Annotated in this window: 9 protein-coding genes and 1 pseudogene; 6 read left to right on the top strand and 4 right to left on the bottom strand. The window is 67.9% G+C overall.

Features of this window, described 5'->3' with window-relative positions; genetic code table 11:
* Positions 1 to 33 precede the first annotated feature (33 nt).
* Both istA and istB read left to right on the top strand, forming a co-directional pair.
* The gene (gene istA, locus ACZ4V1_RS32950) at positions 34 to 1,668 is read left to right on the top strand and encodes an IS21 family transposase (RefSeq protein ID WP_468343920.1); all 1,635 of its coding nucleotides are present in this window, start codon (positions 34 to 36) and stop codon (positions 1,666 to 1,668) included.
* Complete coding sequence (gene istB / locus ACZ4V1_RS32945; RefSeq protein ID WP_468343824.1) at positions 1,665 to 2,456, top strand: IS21-like element helper ATPase IstB; 792 nt, start codon at positions 1,665 to 1,667, stop codon at positions 2,454 to 2,456. The genes istA and istB overlap by 4 nt, the downstream gene beginning before the upstream one ends.
* On the opposite strand, the gene ACZ4V1_RS32940 is transcribed toward istB, so the two are convergent.
* Complete coding sequence (locus ACZ4V1_RS32940) at positions 2,457 to 3,248, bottom strand: class I SAM-dependent methyltransferase (RefSeq protein WP_468343821.1); 792 nt, start codon at positions 3,246 to 3,248, stop codon at positions 2,457 to 2,459.
* Between the two features lie 514 nt (positions 3,249 to 3,762).
* On the opposite strand from ACZ4V1_RS32940, the gene ACZ4V1_RS32935 reads away from it, so the two are divergent.
* The 3 genes from ACZ4V1_RS32935 to ACZ4V1_RS32925 all read left to right on the top strand — a co-directional run bounded on the left by ACZ4V1_RS32935 (position 3,763) and on the right by ACZ4V1_RS32925 (position 10,343).
* Positions 3,763 to 8,112 (top strand): NACHT and WD repeat domain-containing protein, encoded by a 4,350-nt coding sequence (locus ACZ4V1_RS32935; protein WP_468343818.1) that lies wholly within the window; start codon positions 3,763 to 3,765, stop codon positions 8,110 to 8,112.
* Entirely contained in the window at positions 8,109 to 8,999 is an 891-nt protein-coding gene (locus ACZ4V1_RS32930) for a hypothetical protein (RefSeq protein WP_468343815.1), read from the top strand. Before ACZ4V1_RS32935 ends, ACZ4V1_RS32930 begins: the two co-directional genes overlap by 4 nt.
* Positions 9,000 to 9,209: 210 nt before the next feature.
* Positions 9,210 to 10,343 carry an IS630 family transposase gene (locus ACZ4V1_RS32925; RefSeq protein WP_468343812.1) on the top strand — a complete coding sequence of 378 codons (1,134 nt, stop codon included), beginning with the start codon at positions 9,210 to 9,212 and terminating at the stop codon, positions 10,341 to 10,343.
* 31 nt (positions 10,344 to 10,374) lie between these two features.
* Here ACZ4V1_RS32925 and ACZ4V1_RS32920 read toward each other — a convergent pair whose 3' ends face one another.
* Entirely contained in the window at positions 10,375 to 10,581 is a 207-nt protein-coding gene (locus ACZ4V1_RS32920) for a cold-shock protein (RefSeq protein WP_468343809.1), read from the bottom strand.
* A 412-nt stretch (positions 10,582 to 10,993) separates the two neighbouring features.
* Here ACZ4V1_RS32920 and ACZ4V1_RS32915 point away from each other — a divergent pair.
* Positions 10,994 to 11,716 (top strand): annotated as a pseudogene (locus ACZ4V1_RS32915) (replication-relaxation family protein); the annotation flags it as partial.
* A 376-nt stretch (positions 11,717 to 12,092) separates the two neighbouring features.
* Here ACZ4V1_RS32915 and ACZ4V1_RS32910 read toward each other — a convergent pair.
* Together ACZ4V1_RS32910 and ACZ4V1_RS32905 are read right to left on the bottom strand one after the other, a co-directional pair.
* Complete coding sequence (locus ACZ4V1_RS32910; RefSeq protein WP_468343926.1) at positions 12,093 to 12,290, bottom strand: hypothetical protein; 198 nt, start codon at positions 12,288 to 12,290, stop codon at positions 12,093 to 12,095.
* A gap of 289 nt (positions 12,291 to 12,579) precedes the next feature.
* Positions 12,580 to 12,912: a MerR family transcriptional regulator gene (locus tag ACZ4V1_RS32905; protein ID WP_468343806.1), complete on the bottom strand. Its 333-nt coding sequence runs from the start codon at positions 12,910 to 12,912 to the stop codon at positions 12,580 to 12,582.
* Between the last annotated feature and the right edge of the window lie 125 nt (positions 12,913 to 13,037).

The raw sequence follows: 13,037 nt of genomic DNA, 5'->3' as shown, positions 1-13,037 counted from the left end.
TGCTCCTGGTGAAAGGTCCTGGTCATGCCGCAAATGTCGAAGGTCGAGCTGTACGCGGCGATCCGGCGTGATCACCGTGGCGGCATGTCGATGCGGGAGCTTGAGCGCAAGCACGGCGTGACCTGGCGGACGGTCCGGAAGGCGCTGGACTCGTCCTGGCCGGAGCCTCGTAAGAAGTTGCCTCCCCGAGCCACCACGCTGGACCCGTACAAGCCGGTGATCGACGAGATCCTGCGGGCGGATCTGGACGCGCCGCGCAAGCAGCGGCACACGGTCACCCGGATCTTTCACCGGCTGGTCGAGGAGCACGGGGCGGATGTCTCCTACGGGGTGGTGCGCTACTACGTCGCCGGCCGGAAGCCCGAGGTCCTGGTCGAGTCCGGCAAAGCGCCGCTGGAGGCGTTCGTCCCGCAGACCCATCTGCCAGGTAATGAAGCGGAGGTCGACTTCGGTGACGTGACTGTGCGCCTGGGTGGCGAGCTGGTCACCTGCTATCTGTTCTCCTTCCGGTTGTCGTATTCGGGCAAGGCCATTCACCGCGTGTTCGCCTCCTGCGGCCAGGAAGCGTTTTTTGAAGGCCACGTCCACGCACTGCGGACGCTGGGCGGGGTGCCGAGGACGAAGGTCCGCTACGACAACCTGAAGGCCGCCGTCGCTCGGGTGCTGGGGCAGAGCCGGGGAAGAGTGGAGGCTGACCGGTGGATTGCCTTCCGCTCGCACTTCGGCATCGAGAGCTTCTACTGCAAGCCCGGCATCGAAGGCGCCCACGAGAAGGGCGGAGTCGAAGGGATGATCGGCTACTTCCGCCGCAACCACTTCGTTCCCGTCCCCGAGGTGTCCTCGCTCGCCGAGCTGAACGAGATGGTCGAGCAGTGGGACCGGCAGGACGACGCACGCCGCATCGGGGCCAGGCCCAAGACGGTCGCGGAGTACTTCGCACTCGAACAGCCGCTGTTGATACCGCTGCCCGAGGAGCCGTTCGAGACGGGCCGACTGTTCACTCCGCGGGTCGACCGCTACGGCCAGATCCCGGTCCGCACCAACCGCTACTCGGTCCCCATCCGACTGATCGGAAAACGCGTGCGCGTCGTACTGCACGCCTCTCACCTGGTGGTTTACGACCAGAACGTGGAAGTCGCCCGGCATGAACGGCTGATCGCGAAGGGAGCCGTCCGCCTGGACCTGGACCACTATCTGGAAGTCCTGGTCCGCAAGCCCGGCGCCTTCCCTGGCTCCACAGCACTCGAACAGGCCCGCTCGGCAGGCAGGTTCACCCCGGTCCACGACGCCTGGTGGGACCAGGCCCGCAAGATGCATGGTGAGCGGGACGGCACCCGGGCCCTGATCGAGGTGCTCCTGCTGGGGCGTCATCTGCTCCATGAGCATGTCGTCGCCGGCCTGGCTGCGGCCCTGCGGGCCGGGGCGATGACCGCGGACGCTGTCGCTCTGGAAGCCCGCAAGGCCGCCCAGGCGGAGACCGAGCCCGCCCCCGCAGCGGACCGGCTGGTTCCCGGCGAGCTGTCGGCGACGGTGACGTCCCTGCATGAGTGGCGGCTCGCGCACCTTCCTACGGACACCAGACCGCTGCCCTCGGTGGCCCCCTATGACCAATTGCTCCGACGCCGTCGCACCAGCGGTGGCGACCACCGTGAGGGAGAAGCACAGTGACCCTGCCCCGCCAGCGAGGCTTGACCGAGCAAGCCGCCGACGCCGCCATCGACAGCGCCTGCCGGCTCCTGCGACTGCCGTCGATCCGCAACGAGTTCTCCGACATCGCCGACCGGGCGATGAAGGACCAGATGACCTACCGGGGCTTCCTCGCTGAGCTGCTGATGACTGAGTGCGACGACCGGTCCCGTCGCCGTTCGGAGAGGCGGATCAAGGCGGCCGGATTCCCGCGGGAGAAGTCCCTGCGGGCGTTCGACTTCCACGCGAACCCCAACATCGACGCCGCCACCATCCACACCCTCGCCAGCTGTGAGTGGATCAAGAAGAGCCAGCCTCTCTGCCTGATCGGGGACTCCGGCACCGGCAAGTCCCACATGCTCATCGCCCTGGGTACCGAAGCCGCCATGAAGGGCTACCGCGTCCGCTACACGCTCGCCACGAAGCTGGTGAACGAGCTGGTCGAGGCTGCCGATGAGAAGCAGCTGAACAAGACCATCGCCCGCTACGGCCGCGTCGATCTCCTCTGTATTGATGAGCTCGGCTACATGGAACTGGACCGTCGCGGCGCCGAGCTCCTCTTCCAGGTTCTGACGGAACGCGAGGAGAAGAACAGCGTCGCCATCGCCTCGAACGAGTCCTTCGGCGGCTGGACCAAGACCTTCACCGACCCCCGCCTCTGCGCGGCCATCGTGGATCGTCTCACCTTCAACGGCACCATCATCGAGACCGGCACCGACTCCTACCGCCTCGCCACGACGCGAGCACGGGCCGAAGCTACGGTGGGCTGACTACCTCATCCGGCCCACAAGCACCGAGACTGCGACATCCTCGGTGAAGTACTGGTCCTGCGGAAGTGACTGGCGGATGTGCTCCGCGAAGGCCGGCCGGGCGTCCGGTCCGGGAAGCTCATCGGCGGGGATGGCGGAGTAGACGCCGCCGATGAGCTGATCGAAGCTCAACTCATCGCTGTATTCGATCACGTTCTCCCGCACATCTTCGAAGCCGGCCTCTTCCAGTGCTTGCCCATAGCGAAACCGGTCTGACGCACCAGTACCGCAGGAAGCCTCCAGCTTCGTGCCGAAATAGTCTTCCAGGCAGGCTCGGAGGGAGCGGGACCAATCACTGTCCTGCAACCACAGCGGCGTCCCGTTGGCGACCACGGCGATACCTCCCCCAGGGCGGACCACCGGTGACAGCGCACGGAAGAGCTCCTGATGGTCCATCCAGTGGAGTGCCTGTCCGATGACCGCCATCGCCAGCGACCGCTGCCCTACCAGCTCGCCGAGCGCAGGGACGTCGCTGTCGGCACCGAGGACCCACGTTGCATTGCGCACGTTATGTCTCGCGGCTGTGTCCCTGGCGAGCCGCAGCATGTCCGGCTCGGGATCCATGCCGATGACCGAGCCGACTCGAGAGGCGAGAGGGATGGCCAGCTGACCGGTCCCGCACCCCAAATCGAGCACAATGTCATCCGTAGTCAGCACGAAGGCCCTTTGCAGCGCATCTAGAGCCTGAGGCGGATATCCACGCCGAAACTCTGCATAGTACTCGGCAACGTCACCACTGAACCCCACAGTCATGGCGACCACTCTGACGGAGCACAGGCCCGGGAAACAGCTCCCCGATGACCAGTTAGCTACCAGCAGAAAACCCGACTGGACCGCCACGCCGCCGACACAGCCACTTTCTGCCGACTCCAGGCGCCATCAAAACTCAACGACATCTCCGCGTTTCAAGATCACTAAATGCCACCCGTACCCATCAATAAGTGCTGTCCGAAGACATCAACGAAGCCACTAGTGGGGCTGCCGTCGTACCGGGATCCCGAAAACAGGCCTAATTGCATCAGATACAGGCATCGGGGAACAACGGAGCAGTGGCTAAGTGGTCCCGTTCGGAAGTCCTTCGGGGGTGATGTAGTCGTTCGTGCGCTGCTTCTGCCGATTCGGCCACCGCGACGGCTTGAGCTGTCTATCGTCCTGTTCTGGGTCACAGTCCGGGACGGGTGTTGGGCAGGGCGGAGGACGTTACGTGAGCCAGGGGTGGCAGCTGGCGGGAGGGCCGGGCCGAGAGGGCCGGTACGCGGTGTTGTCGTTGGGGATCGCGCTGACGCGTACCGAGGACGGTGACTCTCCCCGGGATGGTCTGGATGTGCTGGAGGATGCTCCGGTTCATGCCGAGAGTGCTTCGAAGATCCTTCAGGAGTTTCGGTACGTGCCGTACCGGGCCACGCTGACGGATGACCGGGCGGGGTACGGAGAGCTGGTCGAGGCGGCGGTAGTGGATGAGGACGTCGATGTGCTGATCGTGCACGTCGTCGGGCACGGTGAGCTGGCCGAAGGCAGCAGCGAGAAGCTGTATGTGCTGGGCGGTGATGGCCGGCGTCTGCGTCGACCGGTGGGCGGGTGGATCGACTTGATCGAGGACCACCCCCAGCAGCATCGGCCGTTGACTCTGTTCGTGCTTGACGTCTGCCATGCAGGAGAGGCCGCGGCGAACGCCTGGCATTCGCTGATGGATCCAGGCCGGCGGCGATCCTGGGTGCTTGCGGCGACGGGACCAAGGGACAAGGCGTTCGGCTACCGGCTGAGCCGGGCCCTGGTGCAGGTGCTGAAGGAATACCGCGATCTGAAGCCCCGCTTCGATTCGTCCCTGCAGTACATTCCAGCGGTCAAGGTCTGGCAGGACGTCGAGCGCGCTGTCAACGATCTGACCGCACAGGATGGCGGCCTGGCGCAGAAGATCCTGATCAGCCAGGTATCCCCTCACATCGATCTGTCCCACCTGCCGTTCTTCCTCAATCCCTCCTACGCTCCTGGCAGCGGGGGTTCCACCCCTGCGGACTCGGGCCTACCAGCGGAAATCACCCGCCTGGCGGACTGGGCCGCAGACCCGGAACACTTCATTCGGCGCGCTGGCGGTGCGGAACCGGTCCACCGCGCTTGGGAACAGGGTTACTTCAGCGGCCGGAGCGCGCAGCTGGCCACTCTCGCCGCCTGGCTCGACGATGAGACGGCCGCACCTGGGGTGCGGGTGGTCACCGGTAAGCCAGGTGTGGGGAAGTCGGCGCTGCTGGGCATCCTCGTCTGCGCCGCACATCCGCTACTGCGCCAGAGAACCAGGTCGTTGTGGGCGAGGCTGGACGACCTGGCTCCGAGACAAAACGAGCGGATCGTGGTCGTGCACGCGCGCCGCCTGACTCTGGGCGAGATCGTCGCCTCCCTCGCCCGCCAACTGCGCAACGCCGACACCCCGGCCGCCGTATCCGGCCCGGGCGAGGCGGGTGAGCAGCCGGTGGGGGATCCGACCGACTACCTGCTGGGCCTGCTGCCCGATAACAGGCGGCCGGTCACCGTGGTCATCGACGCCCTCGACGAGGCCCAGCGCCCCGCCGACATCACCACAGCCCTCCTTCTCCCGCTCGCCCGGCAGGCACAGGCGCCGGGCGGCCAGCTGCGTCTGCTGGTCGGTACCCGTGACGACGACCGGTTTCACAGCCTGCTGACCCTGGCACGGGAAAACGACGGCTGCATGAACCTGAGCACGATCCCCCTGCACGAAATCCGCCGGGACGTCACCGCCTACGTCATACGCATCCTCACAGCCGACGGCCCCTACGCCGCCGGGAACCTGCAGCCGGTTCGGGAGGCCCTGGCCGGCGCGATCGCCGCAACACTCACCACACCAGACCAACCCGACGGCCCGGCTACCGACACCCGGACCCTGGAGTGGGGCGAGTTCCTGACCGCGGGACTCTACGCGCACCACCTCCTCAACTCCGCACAACCCCCTGCTTCCCCCGGGGAGGCCGCCCGACTGGGCCGGGCCGTGCCCCGCAGCCTGCCCGAACTCCTTGAACTCGACCTCCAACGCCACACCGACCAGCCCCTGCTGCGCCCGGTACTGACCGCCCTCGCCTTCGCCCAGGGTCGGGGCATGCCCGAATCCGTCCTGGCTCACGCCGCGACCGCCTTCACCATTCCCGACGATGGCACGCGCCCCGTGCCGCTTCGAGACCTGTACGCGCTGTTGGACGGCGAAGCACGCTTCTACCTGCGTCGCGATATCGACGAGGACGGCACCACCCTCTACCGCCTGTTCCACGAAGGACTCGCTGACTGGCTGTGCGAGCCAAGCAGCCGGCCGTCTAGTCGGCACGCACCCTCCGAAAAAGTACCCGCGTTCGATCCGGCTGAGCGCCTGCACGAGCGACTGCTCGGCATGGTGCCCCGCAATGCCGCGGGCCGCAGACACTGGCGCCTGGCCGTCCCCTACCTGCTGCGGCACATCGCCCAGCACGCCACCGATGTCGGGCGCTTGGACGAACTCCTCAACGACAGCGGCTATCTCCAGCACGCCGAACCCCATGCCCTCGCCGCCTCCCTCCCCTACACCCACTCCAAGCAGGCCCGGCTCAACGCCGCGGTCTACCGGGCATCCTTCGGCACTCACCACGCGCTGCCGCCTACGGCCCGCCGTCAGCTCCTGGCCGTGGACGCCGCTCGCTTCCGCAACGCACCACTACAAGCTGAGTTGCCCGGCGATGGGAACTGTCAAGTGCTCTGGGCAACAGGAAACCAGGTATCGACAGCACTCGTCCGAAGCGTCACCGTCCACGCCGACTGGGTGTGCAAGGTGGCGGCGGTGATACTGGAAGGCCGCCCCCACGCCATCACCAGCGATGACAAGACGGTGCGGGTGTGGGACCTGACCACCGGCACCCAGACCCACCAGCTCAACACCGGCTGGGTGCAATCAGCGGCGGTGGCGGTGGTGGAGGGCCGCCCCCACGCAGTCACCGGCAACTCGGACGGGGTGGTGCAGGTGTGGGATCTGACCACCGGCACCCAGACCCACCGGCTCACCGGACACAAGGACGCGGTAAACACGGTGGCGGTGGTGATGCTGGAAGGCCGCCCCCACGCAGTCACCAGCGATGGCGGGACGCTGCGGGTGTGGGACCTGACCACCGGCACCCAGACCCAGAGAATGACCAGCGGGGGACTGACCTTCTTTTCCCATTGGGCCGATCCAGTGGCGGTGGTGACGTTAGAGGGCCGCCCCCACGCCATCACCGCTAAATCTGGCAAGAAGATGCTGCGGGTATGGGACCTGACCACCGGCACCGAGGCCCGAAGGACGACCGCCATCGGATGGGCAACGGTCGGGGCCGCCGTGGTGATGCTGGAGGACCGCCCCCACGCCATCATCGCCGGCTCGGAAAAGACCGAGAAGAGCGGGACGCTGCGGGCGTGGGACCTGACCACCGGCACCCAGACCCACCGGCTCACCGGACTCACAGGCGGCGTGAAGTCGGTCGCGGCGGTGACGCTGGAGGACCGCCTCCACGCAGTTACCGGCCACTCCGACGGTGTGGTGCGGGTGTGGGACCTGACCACCGGCACCAAGACCCGTGAACTCACCGGCCACTCCCATGAGGTAGACACGGCGGCGGTGGCGGTGGTGGAGGGCCGCCCCCACGCCATCACCAGCGATCGCAGGACGGTGCGGGTGTGGGACCTGACCACCAGCGCCCAGACCCACAAGCAAACCGGCCACTCCGGCCCGGTCAAAAGGGTGGCGGCGGTGACGCTGAAGGGCCGCCTCCACGCAGTTACCGGCCACTCCGACGAGGTGGTGCGAGTGTGGGACCTGACCACCGGCACCAAGACCCGTGAGTTCCCCGGCCACTACAACAGCCACGTGGAAATGGTGGCAACGGTGATGCGGAAGGGCCGCCCCCACGCCATCACCAAAGACGAGAACCAGTGGCGACTGTGGGACCTGACCACCGGCACCGAGGCGGAGTTACCCTATCTCATGGGCAGGCCATCGGTGGCGGTGATGGAAGGCCTCCCCTACGCCGTCACCGCCAGCGGGTTGAGCAAGACGGTGAAGGTGTGGAACCTTGCCGCCGGCACCGAGATCCACCAGCTCACCAGGCACAAGGGCGTGGTGAAGAACGTGGCGGTGGCAATGCTGGACGGCCGCCCCCACGCCGTCACCCAAGACGAGAGCCGGTTGCGGCTGTGGGACCTGCTCACCGGCTTCCAGACCCACAAAATCGCATACACGGACGATGTGAAAGGGCTGGCGCTCGCGTTGGTGGAGGGCCGCCCCCACGCCATCACCACGCATTGGCGGAAGCTGCAGGTATGGGACCTGACCACCGGCACCCAGACCCGTGAGCTCCCCCTCCCCAGCGCCCTGGCGCCCGCGCTGGCGGTAGTGATGCTGGAGGGCCGTTCCTACGTCGTCACCGGAGACGGCGACGAGAGTCGGTTGCGGCTGTCGGACCTATCTACTGGCATGTGCCTGACCACATTTCACCTTCCCGCGCCCGCACAGGCTCTTGCTGTCACCGATAACACCACCGTGGTGGTCGGATTCGAACACGAGGTGGTCGCCTTGAGTCTTGAGCCCCTGAAAGGCAGGCTTCGTTGAGCATTCCTGACATTCAGCCGCTGCGGGTCGTCGCTGTCCACGGCGTCAACAACAACTTCGGCGCCGGTCTCTCCGGCACCCGCCTGGAAGAGCTCCGTGCTCTGAAGTCTGCCGCCTGGGCACGGCAGTTGGGCATCGGCCTCGGCGTCCCGCCGGAGCGTATCGACCTCGATTTCGCCTACTATGCCAACAAGCTCCACACCGGCCCGCCAGCCCAGGGCGAGCCGAACGGCGACTTCCTGGATGACCCGCTGGCACAGAAGATGCTCGACGCATGGGCGCGCGAACTCGGTGTTCCCGACGAGGTGTCGCAGGGCCATGCCACGGTGCCGCTTCGGGCGTTGTCGTCGTGGGTGGCGCGTAGGTTCGATCTGGCGGAGGGGCCGCTTCGGGTGTTCCTGCGGTTGCTGTTCCGCGAGGTTGCTGTGTACATGCGTGCCGAGGACGCTGAGGAACGCGTTGCGGCGCGTGAGGAGGTCGCCGCGCGGATCGCCCGGCACCGGCCGCGGGTCGTCGTCGCCCACTCGCTGGGATCGGTCGTCGCCTATGAGGCCCTGCACGCCCACCCGGGACTCCAGCCCGATCTGTTCCTCACCCTGGGCTCGCCGCTCGCGCTGCCCCGCGTGGTCTTCGAACGGCTCATCCCCGCACCACGCTCGGCCGGACCCGCCGTCCAGGGGGTGCGCCTGCCCGGACAGACGCGGTGGGTCAACATCGCTGACCCCGGCGACCCGGTGGCCGTCCCACCTCAACTGGGCAGTCGCTTCGACGGGATCACCCTGGACCACACCACCGTCATCAGCCCCCACTACCGCTTCCACCACGCCGAGAATTACCTGAAGTCCGCGACCACAGCCGCGACCCTCGCCCCCTACCTCGGCCTCTGACCCGTCGCGGCCGCGGCCACCGTCTCCATGGTGCGGCCGAGACCGCCGTGGGCCGGCTCGCGCCTCGCGCCGCAAGGGTCCAGCTGGCCCGCAGTGCCTGCAGCACCGCCGCGGACCAGGCAGTTGCCACCGGACGCGGCAGACCGGCATCCGTTTCTCCCGATCGGCCCGCTCGACGACATGCCCGTAACCCCGGCCCGTCCCATCACAGTGACCGCCGCCGAGCGCAAGCAGCTGAAGAAGATGGCCTGCGCTCACAAGAGCGAGTACCGGACGCGCCTGCGTGCGCAGGTCGTCCTGCACGCGGCCAGAGGCCGCTCCAACGCAGCGATCGCCCGCCAGACGGGGCTGCACGTGGATACCGTGCGCCGCTGGCGGGGCCGGTTCGCCGGGCAGGGCCTGCCGGGTTTGGCCGACCGCAAGCGCCCGGGCCGCCCGCGCGTGTTCACCGCACTGCAGACCGCCCAGGTCAAGGCCCTGGCCTGCCAACCGCCCGTCGAGAGCGGCATACCGCTGTCCCGGTGGTCGTGCCCGGAGCTGGCCTGCGAGGCCATCCAGCGTGGCATCGCCACGTTCGTGTCAGCCTCCACCGTGCGCCGCTGGCTGGCCGAGGACGCACTCAAGCCCTGGCAGTACCGTTCTTGGCTCTTCACCACCGACCCCGGCTTCCGTACCAGGGCCGAGCGCGTCCTGGACCTGTACGCCCGCACCTTCGAAGGTGACACGCTCGGCGCGGACGAGTACGTCATCAGCGCGGACGAGAAGACCTCCATCCAGGCCCGATGCCGCTGCCACCCTACGCTTGCCCCCGGACAAGCCCGCGCGATGCGCGTCAACCACACCTACGGCCGCGGAGGCGCCCTGGCCTACCTCGCTGCCTACGACGTCCACCAGGCCAAGGTGTTCGGCCGGTGCGAAGCGCGCACCGGCATCAACCCCTTCATGGCCCTGGTCACCCAGGTCATGAGCCAGGAACCCTACGCCAGCGCCAAGCGCGTGTTCTGGATTGTCGACAACGGCTCCTCGCACCGTGGCCAGAAAGCCGCCGACCGTCTCACCGCCGCTTTCCCGAACGCGATACTGATCCACACGCCCATTCACGCTTCCTGGCTCAACCAGGTGGAGATCTACTTCTCCGTCGTGCAGCGCAAGGTTGTCTCGCCCAACGACTTCACCGACCTCACCGAGTTGGGGGACCGACTCCGAGCATTCGAAGACCACTACAACGCCACAGCACAGCCGTTCCAGTGGAAGTTCACCACCTCCGACCTCGACGATCTGCTGGCCAGGCTCGACCGGCACACCACCGATCACCAGGAACAGTCCGCCGCCCCGACAACATGAGCAACCCTCGAAGGACTTCCAGATCGGACCACTAAGGAAGGACGACGACGTTGTCCGCCTGGGGGCCCCTCTGGCCTTGGACGAGCTCGAATTCGACCCGCTGGTCCGCCTCCAGGTTTCGGAATCCCGTGCCCTGGATCGCGCTGTAATGCACGAACAGCTCAGCGCCTCCACCGTCGGGCGTGATGAACCCGAACCCCTTCTCTCCGTCGAACGACTTCACAGTGCCCTGAGCCATGGTTGCTTCTCCCTGTTGATGCACGAGTGCGCGATGAGGACAGGTAGAGACGTACCCGCTGGGGAAGCACAGGAGCTAGAAGTCACCCAAACGGTGACAGGCCGTACTGAGGCTGACCGCACCCTTGCTCAGTTGATGAACTTATGAGCTTAGGGCGCACCACTGACACCGGGCGGCGCGCGCGGCCCCGCCGTCGCGCGCGAGGAACACCGGCGCACCTGATCCCCTCGCCCGCCGTTCGGGACCTGTCCCACCCACCCACTTCTCCTTCTTCCTGCTGTGGGGCGTGGACTCGGGGGCGTAGAGGGGATGTCGGCCTGCCGACCACGGCCGGACCAGCGTGGTGACCTGCGGGTTCGCAGACAGGCGCGGCAGCGGGTGCGGACGGTTGTGGGACGGGTTGTCGGAGGGGATGTGGGCCTGGTCCACGGCAGTGTTGTCGCTTCGTGACCGTGGTCGGGCCTTCGTGGTGGGGCCTCTGGTAGGGGCCGGCTGCTGCTGTGACCGGTACGCGCGGTGCCGGGCAGGCCGGCAGCGCACCGGACGGGAAGCGAGCGGATCCGTGATGATCGGCGTGGACGCGGGCGGCGGGGACCGGCTGGCGCTGGCAGTGCTGGCGCAGTACCGGATGGCCACCACCGAGCAAGTACACCGGGTGATCGCCCCACAGGTGCGCATCGAGCAGACCCGGCGGCGACTGGCCCGACTGCGCACCGAGGGACTGGTCGACCGCATCACCCTGCCGCAGGCCGGACGGACGCGGGTGTGGTTCCCCACCCTGTACGGCGTGCAGCTCGCCTGCGAGTGGCCCGAACTGCGCGGGCGTCGGCCCTCCAGGACCGTGTCCGATCCGACCGCGGTGCGGCTGAAGGCCGGCCACACGCTGACCGTGACCGAGACCGCGCTCGCCTTCCTCGAGGACGCCCGCCGCCGCGGCAATGTGTGCCAGCCGCTGGACTGGATCCCCGAGGTCCACCACCCGATCGGGAGCGGCGAGGCCGTCATCGCCGATGCCCTCCTGTACTACCGGTGCAGCCCCACAGGCGGCGAAGGCGGGGCGATGCTGCGGGCGTTCGTGGAAGTCGACCGGGCGACCATGGGCCCTGAACGCCTCGCCGCCAAGCTCCCCGCGTACGAGTGCCTCCACCGCTACGTGCCCGCGGTACTGGGGCGCCGGCCGACCCTTCAGGAACCGGCGGTTGAGGAGTGGCGGCGGCGCTACCCGCTCTTCCCGCGCCTCCTGTTCGTCCTGGACGGAACCGGAGCGGCCGGTGTCGAGAACCGGATCAGCGCCCTGCGTGCGGCGGAGGGGGCCGGGTGGAGGCGGCGCATCGCCCCGTCGATGTCGCCCACTTCCTCACGTCGTCCACTTCACCAGTGGGCCCCACTCGGTGGAGTGGACGCTGAGCACGGTGTCGTCCACCCCCGGCCGGTGGACTCCACTCGGTGGAGTGGAGTCCGGACATCGTCGGTGCGCACCACGGCAATCGGGTGCGCGACATCGGGTGCACTCAGTGGCCGGTCTCCCGGCCGCGGTGCGGTCCGAGCTCCTGCGGGCGGTGCGCCTGCTGATCGTCTTGGCGCACCGGGCGCACTGCGTCGGCATCGTCCTGTTCGGCGTAGTGGGTCGCGCGGGTGCGGGAGCCGTCGGCCGCCAACACGTCCTGGAGGTGGCGCAGCCGATCGGCCGTGAGATCGAGGGCTTCCACGTCCGTGCGGTATCCCGCGGGACTCGCAGCGCCGTCAGGTCGATCGCCTCCGGGGGTCCGGCCTCCGGCTTCTGGTCGTCGCCCTCGGGGGCGGCGGCCGCGGCGCGAGCAGCTGCTCGGGCATCGCCTCCTGCTGGTGCGCGACGACGTCGTACGCCCGGCCCCGCACGCGGGTGGCGGTGGTGGTGCGCCTCGATCACCATCCGCGTACGCGGTGCTGTCCCACTCCGCGCGATGTTCTGGGTTCGGCGGGGGAATTACGGCCCGGCCCATCGCCGTGGACCGCGGGTCAGGTGTCGGCTGTGTGTAGTGATGCGGTGCGGCGGTATTCGGCGTTGATGCGCTGGGCTTCTTCGAGCTGGTCTTCGAGGATGATGATGCGGCAGGCGGCCTCGATGGGGGTGCCCTGGTCGACGAGTTCGCGGGCGCGGGCGGCGATGCGTAGCTGGTAGCGGGAGTAGCGGCGGTGTCCGCCCGTGGAGCGCAGCGGGGTGATGAGGCGGGCGTCGCCGATGGCGCGGAGGAAGCCCTGGGTGGTGCCGAGCAGTTCGGCGGCCCGTCCCATGGTGTAGGCGGGGTAGTTGTCGTCGTCGAGACGGCCGTACGAATCGTCTGCTGTCATTGCACCTCTCTGTGGAACGCGTGGAGGGCCCTGGGGCGGGGGGGGGACAAGGACAAAAAAAAAAAACCCACCCCCCCCCCCCCCACCCCCCCCTCCCCCCCCCCCCCCCCCCCCCCCCCCCCCCC

Source organism: Streptomyces sp. NPDC028991 (genome assembly GCF_055564775.1).
This window is presented reverse-complemented; position numbering and strand designations above follow the sequence as displayed.